At 56.1% G+C, this 20,887-nt stretch carries 16 protein-coding genes and 1 pseudogene; 5 read left to right on the top strand and 12 right to left on the bottom strand.

The window, feature by feature from the left end; all coding sequences use genetic code 11:
• The first annotated feature begins 31 nt into the window (after positions 1-31).
• The gene (locus tag A477_RS23625) at positions 32-409 is read left to right on the top strand and encodes a hypothetical protein (protein WP_017197225.1); all 378 of its coding nucleotides are present in this window, start codon (positions 32-34) and stop codon (positions 407-409) included.
• Here A477_RS23625 and A477_RS0101210 read toward each other — a convergent pair.
• Positions 384-1,835 (bottom strand): hypothetical protein, encoded by a 1,452-nt coding sequence (locus A477_RS0101210; RefSeq protein ID WP_157367012.1) that lies wholly within the window; start codon positions 1,833-1,835, stop codon positions 384-386. The two genes, A477_RS23625 and A477_RS0101210, sit on opposite strands and share 26 nt — an antisense overlap.
• A 652-nt stretch (positions 1,836-2,487) precedes the next feature.
• On the opposite strand from A477_RS0101210, the gene A477_RS0101205 reads away from it, so the two are divergent.
• A complete protein-coding gene (locus A477_RS0101205; RefSeq protein WP_044568051.1) occupies positions 2,488-3,312 on the top strand; it encodes an alpha/beta fold hydrolase in 825 nt (274 codons plus the stop codon).
• A 403-nt stretch (positions 3,313-3,715) separates the two neighbouring features.
• Entirely contained in the window at positions 3,716-4,609 is an 894-nt protein-coding gene (gene galU / locus A477_RS0101195; protein ID WP_017197221.1) for a UTP--glucose-1-phosphate uridylyltransferase GalU, read from the top strand.
• A 26-nt stretch (positions 4,610-4,635) separates the two neighbouring features.
• Here galU and A477_RS23620 read toward each other — a convergent pair whose 3' ends face one another.
• The 8 genes from A477_RS23620 to A477_RS0101155 all read right to left on the bottom strand — a co-directional run bounded on the left by A477_RS23620 (position 4,636) and on the right by A477_RS0101155 (position 14,141).
• The gene (locus tag A477_RS23620) at positions 4,636-4,923 is read right to left on the bottom strand and encodes a VanZ family protein (RefSeq protein WP_017197220.1); all 288 of its coding nucleotides are present in this window, start codon (positions 4,921-4,923) and stop codon (positions 4,636-4,638) included.
• A 426-nt stretch (positions 4,924-5,349) separates the two neighbouring features.
• Positions 5,350-5,967: an LPXTG cell wall anchor domain-containing protein gene (locus tag A477_RS0101185; protein WP_017197219.1), complete on the bottom strand. Its 618-nt coding sequence runs from the start codon at positions 5,965-5,967 to the stop codon at positions 5,350-5,352.
• A gap of 175 nt (positions 5,968-6,142) precedes the next feature.
• Complete coding sequence (locus tag A477_RS0101180) at positions 6,143-8,008, bottom strand: DUF4012 domain-containing protein (protein ID WP_017197218.1); 1,866 nt, start codon at positions 8,006-8,008, stop codon at positions 6,143-6,145.
• Between the two features lie 3 nt (positions 8,009-8,011).
• Positions 8,012-9,325, bottom strand: coding sequence for a UDP-glucose dehydrogenase family protein (locus tag A477_RS0101175; protein WP_026005274.1), 1,314 nt, complete (start codon positions 9,323-9,325; stop codon positions 8,012-8,014).
• A gap of 39 nt (positions 9,326-9,364) precedes the next feature.
• A complete protein-coding gene (locus tag A477_RS0101170; protein ID WP_026005273.1) occupies positions 9,365-10,801 on the bottom strand; it encodes a sugar transferase in 1,437 nt (478 codons plus the stop codon).
• 47 nt (positions 10,802-10,848) lie between these two features.
• Positions 10,849-11,823 carry a GDP-L-fucose synthase family protein gene (locus A477_RS0101165; RefSeq protein WP_017197216.1) on the bottom strand — a complete coding sequence of 325 codons (975 nt, stop codon included), beginning with the start codon at positions 11,821-11,823 and terminating at the stop codon, positions 10,849-10,851.
• Complete coding sequence (gene gmd / locus A477_RS0101160; protein WP_017197215.1) at positions 11,823-12,851, bottom strand: GDP-mannose 4,6-dehydratase; 1,029 nt, start codon at positions 12,849-12,851, stop codon at positions 11,823-11,825. Before gmd ends, A477_RS0101165 begins: the two co-directional genes overlap by 1 nt.
• 45 nt (positions 12,852-12,896) lie before the next feature.
• A complete protein-coding gene (locus A477_RS0101155) occupies positions 12,897-14,141 on the bottom strand; it encodes a glycosyltransferase family 4 protein (RefSeq protein WP_026005272.1) in 1,245 nt (414 codons plus the stop codon).
• A 1,136-nt stretch (positions 14,142-15,277) separates the two neighbouring features.
• Here A477_RS0101155 and A477_RS23200 point away from each other — a divergent pair.
• Both A477_RS23200 and A477_RS24050 read left to right on the top strand, forming a co-directional pair.
• Positions 15,278-15,919, top strand: a complete 642-nt coding sequence (locus A477_RS23200) for a glycosyltransferase (protein WP_157367011.1) — start codon at positions 15,278-15,280, stop codon at positions 15,917-15,919.
• 362 nt (positions 15,920-16,281) lie between these two features.
• Positions 16,282-16,491: pseudogene (locus A477_RS24050) on the top strand (DapH/DapD/GlmU-related protein); the annotation flags it as partial.
• Positions 16,492-16,548: 57 nt separating this feature from the next.
• On the opposite strand, the gene A477_RS23195 reads toward A477_RS24050, so the two are convergent.
• The 3 genes from A477_RS23195 to A477_RS0101120 all read right to left on the bottom strand — a co-directional run bounded on the left by A477_RS23195 (position 16,549) and on the right by A477_RS0101120 (position 20,439).
• Complete coding sequence (locus A477_RS23195) at positions 16,549-17,598, bottom strand: hypothetical protein (RefSeq protein WP_157367010.1); 1,050 nt, start codon at positions 17,596-17,598, stop codon at positions 16,549-16,551.
• Positions 17,599-17,613: 15 nt separating this feature from the next.
• Positions 17,614-18,789, bottom strand: coding sequence for a lipopolysaccharide biosynthesis protein (locus tag A477_RS0101125; protein ID WP_157367009.1), 1,176 nt, complete (start codon positions 18,787-18,789; stop codon positions 17,614-17,616).
• A gap of 141 nt (positions 18,790-18,930) precedes the next feature.
• The gene (locus tag A477_RS0101120) at positions 18,931-20,439 is read right to left on the bottom strand and encodes a tyrosine-protein kinase domain-containing protein (RefSeq protein ID WP_017197207.1); all 1,509 of its coding nucleotides are present in this window, start codon (positions 20,437-20,439) and stop codon (positions 18,931-18,933) included.
• Between the last annotated feature and the right edge of the window lie 448 nt (positions 20,440-20,887).

The following is a 20,887-nucleotide window of genomic DNA, read 5'->3' as shown; positions in this document are numbered from 1 at the left end:
CCCGCGCACCCCACCAAGGGAACACCTGGGGGTGACGCGCACGGCGCCGTTGCAGGCGAGGCTGGATGCCAGGGGTGCACGGGCAGAGTGTGTCAACACGAACTCCCTGTCACCCACCTACCTCAACGAGATGGGCCACATCAGGACCAACTTCGAGCGCGCGCTGGGCACGGGCTTCCCGAAGGACCTGCCGCTGCTGCTGTTCGTGGTTGCGGAGAACGAGAAGACGCCGGAGTGGCTCGAACTGCATCATCGCCAAGCCGCAAGCGTCATGAACGGCACCGTAGTGCCTCTACCCGGCGAGCACTACCTGCACGGTACGTTTGGACAACCCCGGCAAACAGGTCCCCCTCCCGACGGCCCAGCCAACTCAAGGACGGCTGCTAACGCCTCGGCCCAGCTCTATTGATGAGCAAATCTGGGATGGGTGTTGTTGTCGGCATTTGCGTGGTTTGGCGCTGTGGTTGGGATGCCTTGGCCTTAACTTTGGGCGAGTGCAGGAAAAGCCGTTGCACGACCCACCATACGATGAAGCATTGCACAGCGATCCAAACCTGTGCCAAGGAGTTGCCTCGAGCGAAGGCAACGGCGAAACCAGCTGTCAAGAGCAGGACACCTGTCATCGTTCCATCAGAGGCCATCAAATGGCGTTCGAAGCGTGCAGCCATAATTCCAAGAATTAGCATTCCGACGACGAGCCCGGGCAATGCTAGGTCGGAGTACAAAATTCCCACGATGCTCGGCACTGGGCAGGCACTTTGGTAGCCGCAGTTGGCCCCGAAGGACTGCGTGAGAAGATAGTCAGCCCACCGCTGGAAGGGTGTGATGGCAGCAGGAAGTGGCATGGTGATGAGCTCACCGATTGTGCCGCGACCCATACCGAATGGGATGGTCTTGCCCATCGTCTGGGTCATGTAGGCAACGTAGTTGAACATTTCAGTGTCGTATGACAAGAAGAAGTTGTTCAGCGTTCCACGAAGCCCGACATCCTGGAAGTAGGCGCCCATCGCGCCAACAAGGTCAGCTTCACCGCGGGCGGTCCTGGAACCCGCACTGCGGACAAATGGGAGGATGGCTAGCGCAACAAACGCTACAACACCGACAACAATCCAAGACGGTTTGATCCGCTTCTGCCAGTGGTTCGACAGTGTGCCCATGAGCGCGATGATGACACAGGGTATGAGGTAACGCCGGGTCCCCAATGCCGAGGGTGGAACGATTGATCCGATTGCAACAAGCCAATACGCGATGTTCTGCGACTTGGTGTAGGGCTGCAGCCTTTCATACCGGAATCTGACTGTTGCAATAACAAGACATCCAATGGCCGGCAGCGCCCCAACAAAAGCCGGAACGTTCTCAAGCTTGGAAATGACGGCCTCAGAACGCCCCCCAAATAGTTGGGCCAGGAAACCGACTCCACCGCCGACCACGATCATGAGGAGAAGCCAGCCTATGCTCAGGGACCACGCGATGACTACCGACCGACGCGGTGCCCACGGTTGGACAGGTGTCAGATCAGTTGTGGTTAGCGGCTCTTGCTTCCGGGCTACCAGTAGGCGCCAAGAAAGGGCTCCTACTACGAAACTGATCGTGCCGACGAAGCCGAGGAATGTGGCATCCTCGAATCCAAGACTAATGTCAATGCCATAGAAGCCGAACGACTTTGGCTCGTCTGGCATAAGCAGCGGGCGAACGCCGAAGATCGAAACTAGGATCAGCAGCATAAGCGAGTAAGGACTAAGCAGCGAACCCCGGCGTAGTTTCGTGCCGACCAGCCATGCCAAAAATCCGATAATCAGTGTCAAGGTCGGCCAAAAAAGGTAGTTACCGCTCAAGGGTCCCCCAGCGTTTCAACAAGATGCAATGGACAGTCTATCGTCGGCCCCGCTAGTTGTGCGTCCTACAAGCCAGAATGCCTGCACGTGTGACGTCAGACGCAAGCGATGCCTGCAACCGCATCTGCAATAAGGCCCCACAGGCGTCCATACCAGGGAGCGGCTGACATGCTATTACTGCGACCGACAGAGCATCCTGCGCGTGCTTCGTAGCGTAGACACCGTCGAGAACCTGCGGGCCGGTTACGAGGATGGTAGGGCGCGTTCTAGCGGGTTGTGAGAGCGAGGCTCACGACTGCGATAGTCGCGACGAGAAGTAATCCAAGACCGACATAGGCCTGCCACTTGGGTCTCGTTTTGTGAGGGTTGATGTCTATATACGGCACGCGGTGTTGTTTCCCTTCAAAGAGCAATATTGCTAGTTCTGGTGCGGTGAGTTCTGGGTCGCCAAGAGTGCCCCATGGGTGATGGTTGTGGTGGTTGCAGCGGCACGCCCCTGTTTGGGCAACATTTGAGTGAGGCGTGCCGCCCGCATCAGCATATGGCTACTTGTCTGGATGTCTGAATGTTTCAGGTGAATTGTCGCGCTCCAGCCTCCTCCCATCGGGTCTGCGGCCTCGTGACGAGAGCACTGCAGGCGTACGCTTATGTGATGAACTCCGAAGTCAGGACTATCGCGCTGCGTACGGGAATCCAGGTACCGTGTTTGGTTCACGGTCACCTAAATGAAATATCCGACGACGGCAGCGCCCCGCCTCTGCTGCTTTTGCATGCCTGGGGAGAATCCTGGCGCAGTTTTGAGAGGTTAATTGCGTCGTTGTCGTCACAGGTGCTGGTCGCCCCTGATCTTCGTGGTCATGGTCGTGCGGACAAACCTGAGACTGGCTACTCACTCAACGACGTCGTTGAAGATGTTGTTGCGCTCTTGGACGCTTTGGGCATTGAGCAGACGCATGTTCTTGGCTCATCCAGCGGGGGAAACGTGGCGCAGCAACTTGCGATCACCCACCCGGAATTCGTAGCATCGCTCATTCTTGTGGGAGTTCCCCTGAGCCTGCACATGAGACCTCCGTTTGCTGACGAGGTGGACCTGCTGAATGATCCGATTTCAGAGGAACGGGTTCGCAATACGTTGTCCTGGTATCGGCTTTTGCATGAGGTACCGACGTCCTATATCGAAGACCGTGTGCAGGATGGGCTCGCCATACCGGCGGCGGTCTGGAAGGCATCGCTGCGAGGCCTCTACGAGGCCGCACCACCAACTGACCTGGGTTCTCTTTCAGTTCCCACGCTTATTCTGTGGGGTGCACATGATCATTTAGTGCCGCGGCACCATCAAGAGACCCTCGCTGCGCGCATTCCCCGGTCGCAATTGAAGATCTATCAGGCGACGGGGCACCTGGTGCTCTGGGAGTGCCCGGAGCGTGTTGCTGAGGACACGAGGGATTTTCTTGCCAACTACGTCAGGGATGGATGATGGATGACTTCCCGGATTGTTTGCACATGACGCTGCAAGCGCGTTTCTTGTGCGCGATTGCAATCATCGTAGAACCACCATTGAATATTCCCCTCCGCTGCCCTCGCAGCGGTGATGACCTCTTCGCTTTCGAGTCCTTCATTAATTAAGAAATTCGGCATGTTCCCCCAATCGAGAGTGCAGGACGCGCTGCTCTCATTATCCTGTATTGGGCCTGTCGTTACCCTCGCTGAATTTCCAGACGTAGCAGTCGTGCGTCCAAATCCGTGCAAGCTGCCCGCGTCCGGCTTGGGCAAGGACCTGATGCGGGCAGCTCACGCCTAATGCTAAGGCAGCTTCTTAACTCGTTGGCAATACTGCGCAGCTAATTTCGCATTTCATCTGCGGGCTATATGGTGTGTTCATGACTCATTGGGGGAGCACTGTTCGAAAAGCTGTCATTCCTGCTGCCGGGCTGGGAACCCGTTTTTTGCCTGCCACTAAGGCCATGCCAAAGGAGATGCTACCGGTGGTGGATGCGCCGGCCATCCAGTACGTAGTTGAGGAGGCCGTCAACGCTGGTCTCACGGATGTTCTCATGATTACTGGCCGAAGTAAGAGGGCTTTAGAAGACCACTTTGATCGCGCTCCCGATCTCGAACAAACGCTTGTAGCAAAGGGCGACGAGGCGCGACTGGGTGCGGTCCGGTATTCATCGGGGCTAGGTCCCATTCACTATGTCAGACAGGGCGAGCCCAAGGGGTTGGGCCATGCAGTGTTGTGCGGCCGCCAGCACGTGGGGGATGAGCCATTCGCAGTTCTGCTGGGGGATGATCTGATAGACGAGCGCGACGAACTCCTCACGACCATGATGGATGTCCAAGCCAAAACCGGTGGATCGGTGGTCGCACTTATAGAAGTTGATCCGTCACAGATCAGCGCCTATGGCTGCGCCGACGTCTCGGCCATCGACGGCGAATGTTTTGTGCGGGTCAATGCATTGGTCGAAAAGCCGCGAGTTGAAGAAGCCCCGTCAAGATTAGCTGTTATCGGGCGCTATGTTTTGCATCCAGCAGTCTTTGACGTCTTGGAAACCACAGAACCCGGCCGGGGCGGCGAGATCCAGTTGACCGATGCGCTTCAGAGCTTGCTTTCAATCGAGGGCGAGGGCTCAGGCGTCTACGGTGTCATTTTCCGTGGTAGGCGATACGACACGGGAGACAAGCTCAGTTACCTCAAAGCGGTAATCAGTCTGGCTACCGAAGAGGCAGAATTCGGCGAGGAGTTGAAGTCATGGATGAAGGATTTCATCAACTGATTTAGGCTTTTTACCGTCGAAAGAGGTTAGGGCGAGGCCTTAGTAGCTTCCTGAGCTGATCTTCGAAGAAGCAGCCGGGCGCTTGCTATGCCAATGACAGCACCCAGGGTGTTTGTGACAACATCCAAGAGGCTCGAAAAGCGGGCAGTAAGAAAAAGCAACTGACCTAGCTCCATAAATGTCGAAGCCAAGAACCCGATACCCGCTACTTGCCACCAGGCCTTAGCGGGCAAAGCCATACGGGTAAGAAATCCGAATGGGATAAACATGGCTACGTTGGCCGAAGCCTCAACGACGTGGTAATCGAACCACATCGGAACACCCGCTCTGTGGAGATACCTGAGGACTGCGGCAAGTTCTCCATAGATAGGTTGATCCACGGGCGTGGGCCAAAAACCAACGAGTGCTAGACCAACTATGTACGAGGCCAAGAGAACTCGCCAGGGGAGTGGGTTTTTCAAGCCTACCTTCAGGAAGTTCGTAGGAGAGCGAAAGCGCTGACGCTGAACGCAGCTGCAGCGAGTAAACCTAGTAGTAGGTATTGTGGAAAATCTTGCGGCAAGTTGGGTAAGTGGATGCGTGGAACTTGTACATCAACACGCCATCCACGTCTTCTCCAATGCCGCCCCATAGTCCCTATGAATACCACAGCAGGGTCCGTGGAGGAAACCGATCAAAACAAAAGGGTGGGTTGCCAACAAAGTGCGTTGACAACCCACCCTCAAGTGGTTTGGGCTAAATTACGCTGAAGCCTCGGTGCCCTTTGCCCGACGGCGAGCTACCACGACGGATGCCGTGCCGGCTGCCAGCGCGCCTGCGCCGACGAGGGACCAGAGGATAAGGCTGGAGTCAGCGCCGGTGTTGGCCAGCGGCACACCGCCAGTGTTTGCCAGGTTTGTTCCCGTTCCTGTGGTGCCGCCCGTGTTGGAGAGGGCTGCGCCGCCGACAACTACCGTTACCGGTCCAACGGTTACGCCGGAAGAGTTGCCCGTTGCAGTGAGTGCGTAGGCACCCGGCTCGTTGATGACGATTGAAGCAGAGAACGCACCGTTCCCATCAGCCACCGTTGAAAGGGTGGACGGAGCCAGCGGAATGCGGGCCGAAACGGAGAGGCTACCAGCGGAGACGCTTCCGCTTGCCGCAGGTGTTCCCGTCGGCGTCACGGTGATGGTGATGCCTTCGCCCGGCGTAAAGCCCGTGCCGCTGAAGATAATTGGTTCGCCCGGTGCCACGGAGGCATCGGAAACGGCGACGGATGTGTCGGGTGCCGGGTAGTTGGCGTTGTTTGCTACGGCCGGAACTGCGCCGAGAAGTGCGATGGAGCCTGCGAGCGTAAGCGCTGCAAGAGATTTCCTCATGTGTGTCCCCCCTGAGACCTTTAAGTGGTACGACGTGGTGTTGGAGATTTCCGAGACCCTACGAGACCGTAAGTGAAATCTCATTATGCTGCCCACGTAGAACTTACCATTCAATGCTTGCAGGCTGCAAAGAAAATCCATACCCGTTACAAAGGATTAACGTGCGCGTCTTTCTCTATTCACAGGAAGCAGGCTGCGGAGCCAGGATGACATCCTTGACTGGCTGAGTTGTGGGCGTGACAGCTATTTGAGGAGTCGAGTGCTGAACGATGTGACCAAAATTGAACTCCAAAGTAGTGCTCTCACCCGGCCCCAGCCTGATGGTGGTTGTACCTACGCCGCGTTGGCTATGCCGCTGAGCGGCGAAGGGTATCTTGACACCATCTCTTACAACTGTGTCAATATCGGCCTGAGCTGGACCGTATGCCACAACGTTTGTCTGGACTGCACCTGCCGGGACGCCGAACGCACCGTCACCTGTCACGTACGCGGGGAGTGAAGTTGCTGCATCGGCCGGTGCCGTATTTGTACTCGTCACCCTCACGGCCACCTCGCGGTAACCATCTCGTGTGCAGTCTTTGACCACCTGCACAGTTCGCTGCATCCAGTAGTCCATTTTGGCGCCTGTGCCGTCATTGAAATAGATACCGAACTGAGCTGGAGCGATGGCGGAACCAGAAATCATTCCACCGAGTGGGTATCGTCCAAGAGTGTCCTGTTCCGCTGTGGAGTTGGACCACAGAAGAATCCGGCGTTCCTCGACTCCCTTGGAAAGAGCATCCATCAGTCGCTTAGCATCTGTTGTTCCAGAGGATAGGGCACCGAAAATTTCTTTAGCTGCGGCGGCGAAGTAGACGTCTTGAAGCTTCGGTTCGTCGATCTTTGCGTACGCATCCGACAAAAGGGTCTGCACAACGTTCTTACTAGTTAGCTCTGCGGGCAACTCGGATCCGATCTGCTGCACGATAGGGTCCGTGATTGGCACTGGTCCCGTTGCTTCGAGAATAAAGCTCAGGGCGACAGGATCGAGTGATAGTACTCCATCCAATTGTTCACCTGAATTTTTTTCCCACATTGCTCGAGCTGTCTTAGCCGTTGTAGCGAAGTCTGGCGTGAGATTGACGTCCTGCATGAATCTGCCAACGCGAGGGGTGTAGATGGCTTGCTGTTCAGCATCGATCGGTATCGGAGGAACAAAGGAGCCCAAGGCCACGGCACTTGTCTGCGATTCGAGCTTGAGATGGCCTTTGTCCACAAGGAGGACGGCCAGTGCGCCTGGAATCCCTCCGGTGGCCCGGGATTCGGCATTGTTTTGCATAAGGAGGAGATAGCGCCTCGGCGTCTCCGCGCCGAGCATGTCAGGAGCCAACCGTGCGGCGTCCGCTGCCGAGTCGAGTTCGCTCTGGAGCGATGAAAGCTTATCCCTGGCGTCAATAAGTGGTTCAGAGATTTGGGGGAGAAGGTTTTCTGTCTCAATGTTGTTTAGACGGCGGGAAGACTCTCGCACCGCATGAGCTGCAGCCTGAACTTGCGGTTCTGCTTTTTTTAGTGGCGTGAGGTTCATACCTTCTGCCGAGGGAGCAAGAGACTTCCAATCGAGCGACTGAAAGGCCTTCACAAGGGGAGCAGCTCCAAGGCGCGCCACATCGTCCGCTGAAATTGCCACTTCGGCGGCGGCCTGGAGGTTAGGTCCTACCCAAGGCAAGAGAGCAGTTGCTTTCCATACCGGGTCGTTGGCAGCATCGCGAGCGGCCTTCGTGTGCTGTACCAATGAATCAACGGTTGCCGCCGCAGCTGCGGCATCGTTTGCAGCTATGTCCTTCTTGAGGCTGGGCAGTAGCGCCGTCGCGGCTTGCAACTCCGACTTCACATTGGCCGCTTTCAAGCCAACCCAAGAGGATACGCCCAACAAAACGATAGCCAGGGCAGCGGTCCAGATAGTTAGCACAATGATCCGGCGGCGCAATTTTGTCCGGGAACGCTTAGGCTTGCGAGCTTTGCCCTTGTCGTCCGCGTTTATGGCCTGTTGGTTTTCGTTCACTGGCTACGGCCGTCCCAGCCCACGATAGAGCCATCCCGCAGCTCGCCACTTTGCAGGATCCAGAACGTTCCGACCGTCGAGAATCCGTGGCGTCGCGACTGTGCCGGCCAGCACATGTGGATCGAGCTCCCGGTACTCCTGCCATTCCGTCAGGAGCAATACGATGTCAGCATTCTGGAGTGCCGATTCGACGTCTTGTACATATTGGAGTTCAGGAAAGCGACGTGCAGCGTTTGCCAACGCCTTCGGGTCGGTAACAGTCACCACGGCCCCTTGCAATTGCAACTGCGCTGCAATGCTGAGGGCAGGTGAGTCCCGGACATCATCGCTTTCAGGTTTGAACGCTGCCCCAAGCACGGTTATTCGCTTACCTAGGAGCCCGTCGCCACATAGCTCGCGAGTAAGCTCGACCACCCTCGTCCTGCGTCGCATGTTAATCGCGTCGACTTCGCGGAGGAATGTCAGAGCTTGGTCGGCGCCGAGTTCCCCAGCTCTAGCCATGAAGGCTCGAATATCCTTTGGAAGGCAGCCGCCCCCAAACCCGATCCCAGCGTGGAGGAACTTCCGGCCGATCCGGTCATCCATACCGATAGCGTCCGCAAGCCGTGTAACGTCTGCGCCGGCAGCCTCACACAGCTCAGCCATGGCGTTTATAAATGAAATCTTGGTTGCAAGGAAGGAATTTGCTGCTGTCTTGACCAGTTCTGCGGTAGGCAGGTCGGTCACTAGACGTGGAGTGCCGCTCGCAAGGGGCGACGCATACACTTCATCCAAAACTGCTACGGCGGCATGCTCCTCTGAGCCATCGCTCACTCCGTATACGAACCGATCAGGGTGAAGAGTGTCGTCGACGGCATGACCCTCACGCAAGAATTCGGGGTTCCAGACTAGATGCGCGTCTGGTTGATGTTCTGAGATCAAGGAGGCGAGGCGTGCGGCTGTCCCAACAGGCACAGTTGATTTTCCGACAACGAGGTCACCGGCAGCCAAGTGGGGAAGAAGCCCAACAGTTGCAGCGTCCACGTATGTCATGTCGGCGCCGTTTTCCCCCTTCTTCTGGGGCGTTCCGACGCAAATGAAGTGGACGTCGCTGCCTGCTGCAGCCGCCATATCGGTGGTGAAAGAAAGGCGTCCGGTCTCCTGAACGTCCTCGAGCAGTGCTTCAAGGCCAGGCTCGTAAAATGGGGCTCTCGCAGCTGACAGATCAGCAATCTTGCGGGCATCCACGTCGATTCCGATGACTTCATGACCCAGCTTGGCCATACAGGCAGCGTGGACAGCGCCAAGATAGCCACAGCCAATAACTGAAATACGCATTCGATTGGTTCCTTCCGCAGTTCTCTGCGCGGTTATGTGCTAGTAAGCGCCTGTGCTGTGGAATACAGCACGGACTGTGCGGAGAATGATTACGAGGTCGCCAGCCAGCGACCAATTTTCGACGTAGTAGAGATCCAACCGAACCGAATCCTGCCAAGACAGGTTTGAACGGCCGCTAACTTGCCAAAGTCCTGTCAATCCGGGCTTGACCAGGAGGCGCCTTCGGACATCGTGCTCGTAAGCCTCGACTTCCCGGGGCAACGGCGGTCGGGGACCGACCAGGCTCATGGAGCCAGCCAAGATGTTGAACAACTGAGGAAGCTCGTCCAAGCTGTACTTGCGTAGCACGCCCCCAATGCGTGTAATTCGGGGGTCATCCTTGATTTTGAAGAGGAGTCCGTTGCCTTCATTGCGCTGCTGGAGCTCAGCCAAACGTGCTTCCGCATCTACGACCATGGAGCGGAATTTGAGCATTTGGAAGTGCTTTCCTTCCATGCCTACGCGGTCTTGTTTGAATAGAACTGGACCTTTGCTGTCCAGCTTCACAAGTGCTGCGATCACGAGCATCGGCAGCGCAGCCAAAATAATGAGAATTCCCGAAACCACTATGTCAAAAAGACGTTTGGCCACACGTTGACCGCCCTCGAGGGTAGGCGTAGTCACATGGATCAGGGGGAGTCCAGCAACCTGCTGCGTGTGAATTCTCGGCCCGGCGATGTCTGTAAGAGCTGGTGCCATGATCAGCCCGACGTTTCTAGCTGCAAGTTCCCAGCCCAGATGGCGGATGGTTTGCGGATGGAGCTGCACGCCGGCGGAGACGGCGACCGCATCAGCATTACATTCATCTATTGCGGCAAGAACCGATGTTGTGTCTGCCCGATGGCCGAGAATGGGCAGCCCAGATTCTGGTTCGATGCTTGGAGTCCCTGCGACGCCGGGAGTGTAGGCAGCTACAGGTAGATATCCCGAGTGCTTTGCTCCGTGGAGTGAGGATGCGAGGTGTGCCACGGCGCTAGGTCCACCCAGCAGAAGAAGTCGGGACATACTGTGACCTTTTTGTCTTGCGACGCTGAGGTGTTGCCGGAGCAACCACCGGGCGAGAAGGAGCCCTGCCAACCCCACCGGCAAAGCTATGCCCACGTATCCTCGAGCTGTTTCGATTCTCAATGAGTAGGAAATGATGGCAACAAGGCCAAAAAGCCACAGTGAGGCCGCTGCCACACGCTTGTATTCGTCCGGTCCGGCACCGAGAATGCGGCTCTGTCGGCTGTTCCAAGCGCCCAGCATGAACCACCATACGACGGCGAGGGCAATAGAAACCCACACGTAATTGGGTTCCTGACCCGAGATGACAAAGTCAGGTTCCACGCCGAAACGAATCACGTATGCGCCAACTACTGCCCAGATTATGACGAACGCGTCTGCAACCCGGAGTCTCCGGGATGCCTGTATTTGCCATGCCTTGTCGCGACTCAAAAGAGTCCCCCCACTTCCGGTATCAAGAACCATGAACCCAGCGACAACTAGCTACGGACTTGTCCGTGCTTTGATCGGTACCATGCGACGGTCGAACGGATACCTTCTTCTAGACCAATGGACGCTTTCCATCCCGCCTGGGCAAGATTGGATACATCAAGGAGTTTCTGAGGTGTGCCGTCGGGCTTTGACGTGTCCCATTCAATGTCGCCTTCGTATCCCACTGCATTCGCGACAATTCCGGCAAGCTCCTTGATGGTCACGTCGGAACCGGTCCCAACGTTGACTTGCTCCGGACCGTCGTAATTTTCCAACAGGTGAAGGCACGCTGAGGCCATGTCATCCACATGAAGGAATTCTCGGCGAGGTGAGCCCGACCCCCAATTCGTGACGCTGGAGACGCCTTCTGCTACAGCCTCGTCGTAACGACGAATAAGGGCTGGAAGGACGTGCGATCCGGTCGGGGAAAAGTTATCGCCAGGTCCGTAGAGATTAGTTGGCATTGCAGAAATCCATGGCAAGCCGTACTGACGACGGATCGCTTGTACATGCATGATTCCTGCGATCTTCGCGATCGCATAGGCATCATTTGTAGGTTCCAGGTGTCCGGTAAGCAACGAATCTTCACGAATCGGTTGATCAGCAAACTTCGGATAGATGCATGAAGATCCCAGGAAGAGTAAGCGCTCCGTGCCATGTTCCCGGGCTGCATCAAGCACGTTTACCTGGATCCTCAAGTTGTCACTGAGGAAATCCACCGGGTATGTGCTGTTGGCTAGGATGCCGCCCACTTTGGCAGCGGCCAACGCTACGTAACGAGGCTTGTGTTCTGCAAAGAAGGCAAACACTTCATCCCGATTTTTGAGATCGAGTTCGGAAGAAGTTCGTCCGAGCAAACGTTCGAAACCCTCTGCCTCCAGCCTGCGCCAGATTGCAGACCCGACGAGTCCTCGGTGACCCGCCACATAGAAACTTGCATCCCGGTCAAGCGGACCGGGCCGGAACTCAACCGAATCGGTCATCAGCTCTTCCAACTTTCAAGGTCCACCGTGTCGATCCAGTGGTTGCCGGCGTGCTTAAGTGCTTCGATATCAGCATCTACCATGATTCGGGCCAGTTCGGGCGTCTCGACGGTAGCCTTCCAACCAAGCTTTTCGTGAGCCTTCGATGCGTCACCAACAAGGGCGTCGACTTCGGTGGGACGCAGATAGCGCTCATCGAAACGAACGTGTTCTTCCCAGTCCAAGCCCGCATGCTCGAAAGCGATCTGCAGAAAATCACGAACGGTGTAGTTGCCGCCAGTCGCCAAAACAAAGTCGTCAGGCTCGTCTACCTGAAGCATTCGCCACATGCCCTCTACGTATTCTGCGGCATAGCCCCAGTCGCGGACGGCATCGAGGTTGCCCATGTAGAGCAAGTCTTGCTTTCCAGCTTTAATGGCTGCTACGGCACGGGTGATCTTTCTCGTCACGAACGTTTCGCCGCGACGCGGTGATTCGTGGTTGAAAAGGATTCCGTTGACGGCGAACATGCCATAGGCTTCGCGGTAATTCTTCGTAACCCAGTAGCTATAGACCTTTGCAGCTCCGTAGGGAGAACGTGGATAGAAGGGAGTTTCTTCATTCTGAGGGGGAGGCGTCGCCCCGAACATTTCAGATGAGGAAGCTTGATAAAACCTTGTGTTAACTCCGGACATCCGCACTGCTTCAAGTAGCCGGATGGAACCGATGCCTGTGGTGTCACCCGTGTGCTCGGGTTCGTCGAATGACACCCTCACATGGGATTGGGCAGCAAGGTTGTAGACCTCGTCAGGCCTAATCTCTGCGATCAACGTCACCAGACGGGCACCGTCGCTTAAGTCACCGTAGTGCAAGAAGAGTTTTGCGGTCGGGTCATGAGGATCAACATAGAGATGATCGACCCGCGCTGTGTTGAATGTGGAAGCCCGTCGAATAAGACCGTGGACTTCGTAGCCCTTCTTGAGAAGAAGCTCGGCCAGGTACGACCCGTCCTGACCAGTGATACCAGTAATTAGCGCGCGCTTTACCATGGATCCCCCCATTAGAGAATTTGTGCGTTGAAGAGTCGGGTGGGCCTAGCGGCTCCGTGTCGAGACGATGCTCGACAGGAACTCATCATAGTGGGCGATTGCGGTGTCCTCAGACAATGTGACTTGGCGAAACTTCAGGCCGTTGGCGGCCATGTCCTGTTTTTCTTGTGTTTCTTGGGATAGCCGTTCGAGTTCCTGCACTAATTTGGCGGGAGAGGCTGCATCGACGCGCAGGCCACCCCCTGAGGCGGCTATTTCTGAGGCGGTTACGCTCCCATCGTCCGTTGCGGCAACTACTGGTACTCCAGCGTTGAAATAGGAGGTGAGTTTGCTTGGTACGGCCATGTCTTTGACACCGGGCAGTTCGTTGACAAGCAAAAAGTCAGCCGCGGAGAGCGCGACTTGGAATTCGTCACCGGGTAGAGGATCCAAGAAGTCAATCCGCCGTAGACCCGAGGCCATTTCCTCAAGCTTCCTCCGCTGGTTGCCGTCACCCATGAGCACGAACTTCAGTCGGCTGTCAGATTCTTCCGCGATACGAGCTGCATCAACGACGTTCTCCAGACCTTGCTTCATTCCCATGTTGCCGGCATGCATCACCACGACGTCGTCCGGCTCCCAAGCCAACCTTGCGCGCATTTCTTGCTGCCCGCTGACCGGAGCAGCAGGCAGGTGTGTCCAATTCCTGATAACTTTCACTCGTTCCGGCGCAACCGAAAGTGAATCTACGATGAAGTTCTTAAATCGGTCGTGGATCGCGGCAACTCCGTCTGCTCCCTGAAGGATTGCCGACTCGAAGGCGCCCATGAATTTGGCTACAAGACTCCCGCCGGACCTGGTCTCTACGATGCCTCTGCTGTAAATATCCTGTACCCACAGTCCTACTGCAGGGCGGTTTGGTCTCAGTCTGGTCCGGGCGATGGCCATCCCACTGGAAAATAGCGCTGGGCTTACCACCAGTACTGCGTCCGGCTTGTTCCACCTGGCGAACATCACACGTAGCCCAAAGCTCAGCTCCATATGCATGCGATTGACGAGGGTTGGTTTCCTGGGGACGTAGTGGCGGAGCCTCTTCACGCGCACTCCATTTATGAGCTCCGAGCGCACCCAGCCAGTGTATTCGGGGCTGCGTTGCCACATCGGATAATGTGGGTAGCCGGTGAGCACCGTTACTTGGTGACCTGATGCTGCGAGCCCTTCTGCCAAGCTCGTCGTGTAGGGTGCGTTGCCTGTGGGCTCAGGGGAATAGTTGAGTCCTATGATTGTGACTCGGAGCTTGGGATTGTTCACAGTCAAAGAATATGCTGACTCTGTCACAGTTGTGTAAACAACTCTACATATTTGTTGAGAGGCGCAATGGACGCATCAGAGAAAACGGCTGCGGGCGCGGCTCCGGACGTACCTGTGATCGACTTGGCAAGCGCTCCGGGGGAACGAGCGGCTTGGAGTCGTCCTAGGTCACAAATCTATTTGTGGGCTATCGCCGAACGGTTGCTGGTCACGAACTCCTGGCAGATTAGCTCAAGACTGCGTACCGCCGTACTGCGGAAGTTCGGGGCTGAGATCGGCTCGAACGTCACTTTCCGTCCGCGCACGCGGGTGTCATTCCCTTGGAACCTGAGTATCGGTGATAACTGCTGGATAGGTGAAGGTGTTTGGTTTCACAACCAGGACCTTGTAACAGTTGGAGATAACTGCGTTATTTCTCAAGAAGCCTTTATAACTACAGGGAGTCACGCCCTTCGTACGGACATGGCCCTGATGACCAGTCCGGTCACAATCGAATCCGGTGCGTGGGTAACGTCCCGTTGTATGGTTCTGGGTGGCACGACTCTGGGTGCCTCGTCCGTGGTAACCCCCAATACGGTGGTCCCGGCCAAGACCGTCGTACCTCCCAATGCCATCTACGGAAACCCGAACCGTCCTCAGGTTCTGGACCACCGCTTCGCAACGAAAAGTGACCGACCTTGAAGTCTGAAACCACTCCTAGTCAATATGCCCTCTTCTTGGCCGTGCTTCCGAAGTATCGTCAGGCTTGCATAGACAGCCTTGTAGGTTCGTTGGGTGACGACTTGAAAATACTCGTCTCCGAGAGTCACTTGGACGAAACAGTAAAAACTGGAATATCGCCGGAGCTGTATCGCAGGGTCCCCATGGCTCGCTTGTTGCGTAAGAAGTTCTTCATTCAGGGGGGCATCCAAAATGTAGTGGGGACTCCGAATCTGGTGCTGGATCTTAACCCCAGGAGTCTCTCATCATGGTGCCTCCTTGTGGTGCGAAAGGTACTACGGGGTAAGCGCACTTTGGTTTGGGGGCATATCCATCCTCAGGCGGGCTCGGATGCCAAGACTGCACCACTGCGACTAGCAATGAGGCGGCTCGCTGACGGAACAATCTCGTATACCTACAGGGATAGGGCAAAGGCCTTGGCCGACCTGCCAACGGAGCCCGTCTGGGTTGCCCCTAACTCTCTGTACCCGCTTGACGTGATGGTGCCACCCGCGACGCCAGGTCACCAGCGCAACTCTGTTCTTTATGTCGGACGCTTTGAGCCTGCCAAGAAAGTTGATCTCTTGGTGCGTGGTTTCGCCATGGCTGCAGCCGCCCTTCCTGAGCTCCGCCTTACCCTTGTAGGGGGTGGCAGTGAGCTATCGAAATTGAAGGATCTGGTCAATCAGCTAGGACTGGTAGAAAAAGTCAACTTTGCTGGCTGGATAGACGAACCGGAAGCTCTGAAGTCTCACTACAGTACTGCGATAGCAACGACATCGACTGGCTTTGCTGGCCTGGGTTTGACGCAAAGCCTTGGTTTCGGTGTGCCCATGATCGTGGCAAGGGACGAAAACCATTCCCCTGAAATCGAGTTGGCCGACTCTGGCGGCGTGACTTGGTTTGAATCAGATTCTGCCGAGGCACTGGCGGAATCGATCCGTGAAGCGTGGCACAAACGTGAGAACCTTCCCAATACGTCTATCAGCGAATTTACGAAGAAACGATATTCCGCTGAGGCGATGGCTGACGGGCTCCGTACAGCACTCCAAGGCTTACCTCAATCCCTTCCTGACTGAACGGACTATGCCTCAATATGACACGATCGACTAGGTCTGCAATTCCACGTCCGCTGACCCGGGCCGCCCGCCGTCTGCTGACATTACTGGCCACGCGTGGAAATGTAACCCACGGCGACAACTTCAGGGTCGGTCGGGGTGCCATTGTGTCGCCTCCGCACCGGTTGGAGATAGGTGACGATGTTGCGATCGGGCCAAGATCAGTAATTCAAGTTGACGGCAAGTTCGGCGACTTTGTCATGATCGGCATGCACGTGCAAATCATCGGACGTAACGATCATGCAATTGACGAAGTCGGAGTGCCCATGATCCATGCGACATGGGTCGGAGACCGCGCCCAAGAACCCAGAGACCGTGTTGATATCGGGAACGACGTCTGGGTTGGCGCCTCGGCTATCATCCTTGGCGGCGTGACTATCGGGGAGGGGGCCGTGGTGGGAGCTGGCTCAGTTGTCACTAAGGACGTGGCGCCGTATTCCATAGTCGTGGGCAATCCTGCCAGAAAAGTTGGTGACCGTTTTACAAACGGACTCGATGAGAAGCAGCACAGCGCGGCAATTTCCCGAGCATGATGCGACAAAGTTGGTGAGGAAGCGAACGGCGACTATTGGTTCGCCGTTCGCCCTCGCTCACGAAAAGTCCGGAACTTTTGAAGATATGTAATTTCCCAGGGCAGTGCCAGCAGCCTTCGCCGAGTTTCCCAAGTCTTTGCGATCATCTTCGGTTCGGCCTAGGAATGCGAAGTCAGGGTTTTCTAAGACCAAGCTGTCAAAGTCAACCCAAGGCTTCAAAGTCGTGGGTATCTTGTTCTGTTTCTCTTCGTGGAGTGCAACTGGGAAGGCTTGGTGGGCCACGCCGAACAGCAGGGAGTGAAGGCGGTTGCTTACTACCGCATGGGAACGCGAATAGTAATGCTCGATCACTTCTTCTTGCTCGACGTGTGTCCTGTTTTCCCAGAGAACCGCTTCTATGCCCAGACGCTTGCTTAGGTCTGCATGGCGTTTGTCGTCGCGGCGTACCTGGGTGATTAGGACGGGCTTTAGCCCGCGCGCATGGCTCTCGCTGACTAAGGAAGCTAAGCCGTCAAGGTTGACGTCACGATCGCTTCGGAATGACAGAGCAACGATATCCCGGTCAGCAGCAACGTTGCCGTTATCTAGGGATGCATTGCGAAGGAAGGCCATATCTGGCATCACGTCAGCAGAACGGCCGAGTACAGGCGCGGAAGCGGTATCGCGCATTGCGTAACTGGTAGCCATGGCACTCAATGCCCGCTCAAGCCCAATGGAAATACGTCCGGAACCTCGAAGCGAACGCCCAATCACGCTGAGCGAGCCACCACGAATCCGTACTAACGCGCAAAGACCGAGAACCGCAGCAGCCTTCGCCAGCGACTTTGGAGAGTCCGTGAGTATGTGTGGTCCAGGTGCGTAGGCCAGGCTGGCTCGTCCTAGAAGGGCATTGCGCACTACCGCCATCTGGAACGCAATGGGATTTGAGATGACTTTGGAGCCAGCCGGTAAATGGAATGCATCAATATATGGCTTGGGCATGCTGCCAGCGAACACAACCAGACCGTACCCGCGCTGCAAGAATTGCTCGATGAGTTGACGTCGGATTTCGACATCGCCCAAATTGTCCGACTGCGCTGCAATGCTGATATGTAATGTGTTTGTCATCTTTTCCTCAGGAAGTTAGGCGCGCTGTCTGAACCAGGCGAGTATACCGATCGCAAGGATTAAGGCCTGAAATGTGAACGATGCGGCAAGGCCTGTGGCGGCCCCGATAGCACCAAACTGAACTGATCCCACTGATGCGCCCAAAAGGCATACAACGGTCGTGCCAACTGCAGTTTTTGCCACAAACTTTTGTTTTCCCACACCTTGAAGTATTGACCCGAATAGGGATGCAGCGGCTGCAAATACGAGTCCACCGATTGCTAGTTGTATGGGTACTACTGCACCACTATAGGCTTCACCCAAAAACGTAACGACAAGCCACGGGGCAATAAGTATGATCGCCGAGTAGAGGATACCTAAACACAAGCACACGCCAAGGGTAAGTGCGACCAAGCGACGGATGCCCCGTGGACTCGCCTTAGCCGCAGCAGGCAAGATGACCGTAGCCAAGGATGTGGACAGAATCCGCATTGGCCCTGTCGTTCTACTGGCTACGCCGTAGAGCCCTGCTTGAAAAGGGCCAGCCACAGCAGAGACTATCGCTGAATCCAAGTTTCGGGCCTGAGTTCCCAGGGAGTTTATCCAGTATGGGCGGGCAATCGAAAGAATATGTTGGCGGCCATGCTCAACCCTACGAACCATGATTAGGCCCGCCACGTATCGCCTGACGGCAACAGACGACGCGAGGGAAGCCATCGCCAGTGACACAGAAAACGCAAGGATGGCTGAGACATTGAGGGCAACCATTGCTGAGTAGAGGCCAAGGGCAGCCGTCCTGCGAAGGACGAGATTAACTGTGTTGACCTTGGCGTCGCCGTCCGCCAACGGGACGCCAAGCCATGTGTCCGCCTGCCGCTCAGCGCCAACCCAGACAGCCAGGGGGAGCATCATGAAAAATACTGGGTTCAACAAGATCCCAGCCACAAGGAGGAGCACTGCAGCAGCAGCCGACAGATAGAGGGCGTTTACATCAGCCAGTTTCAGAGCATCCGTGACTAGGGGATTGTGCTTTTCGGAAGCTCGTTCTCGGACGATCAATGTGGAAAGTCCAAAATCAAAGCCTGTTTGGATTACGGTAGCAATGCCAAAGGCAGCTCCGAGTAGCCCAAATTCCACGGGTCCGGCGTTACGGGCCACGAGGACGAATGTAACGGTCTGTAGGAGTGCTCCAAGTACCCGGCCAGCAGACACCCATAAAAATTGACCTGCTATTTTTCGCCTGGTCACTGGCCACCGACCGGCGTGTCATCGAAGGTTATTCTCCAGGGCATCACGTGGCTTCCTGACAAACCTGTTGCCGTGCTCGAATTAGCCGGCCGTAGGTGGCCAGCGCTATTCAGGACGGCGGCTTGTACGCGCATAGATGTCGGCGTCTTCCGGATCGCCGCCGACGAGGAGTCTACGCCCTGCTGAAACTTGTGCGTCAGGCGCAGCTTCTGAAGCTTTGCGTCGATTATTGCGCGCCGTCCGGTTGGATTCCCGGATCTCCGTGGCGTCGTAGGTCGTGTAACTGTACGCGTATGCGTCGGGGCCCTTCGTGGGCAGACGGTTGAGGACAACGCCCAGCAGTCTAGCCCCTACCATCTCCAACGATTGAAGGGACTTCTGAAGGACATGATGGGTCAGTTTTTGCGCGCCGACCACCATGACAACACCATCAACATACTGCGAAAGCACTGCAGCGTCCGTGACAGGTAGAAGCGGCGGCGCATCGATAATTATCGTGTCAAACGACTGACCGAGTCGCAGCAGGAGTTGCTGCATTTCCTCTGAGCCGAGAAGTTCACTCGGATTGGGAGGGATCTGCCCCGACGTGAGCACGTACAAGTTATCGTCGCCCCAAGGCTGCAAAAGATCCGCTACGTCGGCCTCAGCGACCAGGGCAGTTGTTAGTCCTGCGTTCCTGTCCAGGCCGAGATATGTGTTGATCATCGGTCGTCGGAGGTCAGCGTCAATAATGCAAATGGTCCTGCCGGCCTGCGCCAAAGAAATGGCCAAGTTGGTAGCGGTAGTACTCTTGCCCTCTCCGGGCACCGAGGACGTGACGAGGATTGTTTTCGTTTTGCCACCGACGTTGGCGAACTGGAGATTAGTGCGGAGCTGCCTAAAGGACTCTGAGCGGTGAGATTGCGTCGCCGACTGTGTCAAAAGCGGTGTCTTAGCCGCCTGAGGATCGAAGGAAATTCCACCAAGAACAGGGGCGGTAGTGACTCGACGCAGGTCAGCCTCACCGCGGATTCTGCTATCCAAGGTCGACCTCAGAAGGGCGGTTCCGAGGCCCACAGCCAGACCGAGAAGTAGCCCAACGGCCAAGTTCACACGGACATTGGGCGCGGAGGGCTGGGCTGGGGCCACAGCGGGCGTAACGATAGACAGCCGGATCGGTGAAACACCGTCAGTGGAGGGTTTTTCGAGATTCTCGACGGTCCGGATGAGACTGTCGCCTACAGCCTGAGCAATTGCTGCCGACTGAACGGGTGATTGGTCCGTCACCGAGATGTTGATGAGAACTGTGTTGAGGTCTGTGGTCGCCTTGATTCTTGATGCCAACTGGACCGGTGTTTCATCCAAGCCAAGACTGTCAATAGCTGGTTGAAGAACCACAGGTGTAGTTGCGGTTTTAACGTACGATTGCACGCGCGCCTGGCTGAACGTGTTTCCCTGCTGAAGTTCCTGCACGGACCCCGAGTTCTGAATGGCAACAAAAAGCTGCGTCTCAGACGTGTAAGTGGGTTTGATGAGCACAGTTGCTATGCCTGCACAAAGTAGCCCCAAGAGCGTCAGCGCCGTTATCAGAATCCAGTTGCGCCTAAGAACGCTCAAGTAGTCACGAATTTCCAAAGTCTGGGTCCCCTTGTTTTTGCGGTCGTGCTTTAGTCAGCAGGCGCTTCCCGGCCACATCCAGCGTACGAGTCCTGATCATTGTAGCGGTCGTCGGTGTCACGAATGTTTCATGTTCGTTCAGCACATGACACAAAATGACGGCTTCGTATGTTGGACGGCAGCGAAGGCTATCCAAACGGCGGGTGACTCACATGGCGTTCGTGCCTTGAGATCTCTGAGCGTGATCAAACTCTAAAATTCAACCTTCGAGGCCGTACTTAGCGACCAGTAATTGTCTGCCTGGATCGTACGGGGCCTCCGTCACTTGGCAAATACTCTTCTTTGCCTGCCTCGGGGGAACGTCTATCCGAAGCGTCACATCGGGGTCGGCCCAAGCCAACACGCTCCGTTACAGCGCCATGCACGCCCACGCCCAGCAACTCCTAAATGCCGCAATCGCGCGGCA

Origin of the sequence: Arthrobacter sp. M2012083, assembly GCF_000281065.1 — a bacterium.
In the GTDB taxonomy this organism is placed as follows: domain Bacteria; phylum Actinomycetota; class Actinomycetes; order Actinomycetales; family Micrococcaceae; genus Arthrobacter.
This window is presented reverse-complemented; position numbering and strand designations above follow the sequence as displayed.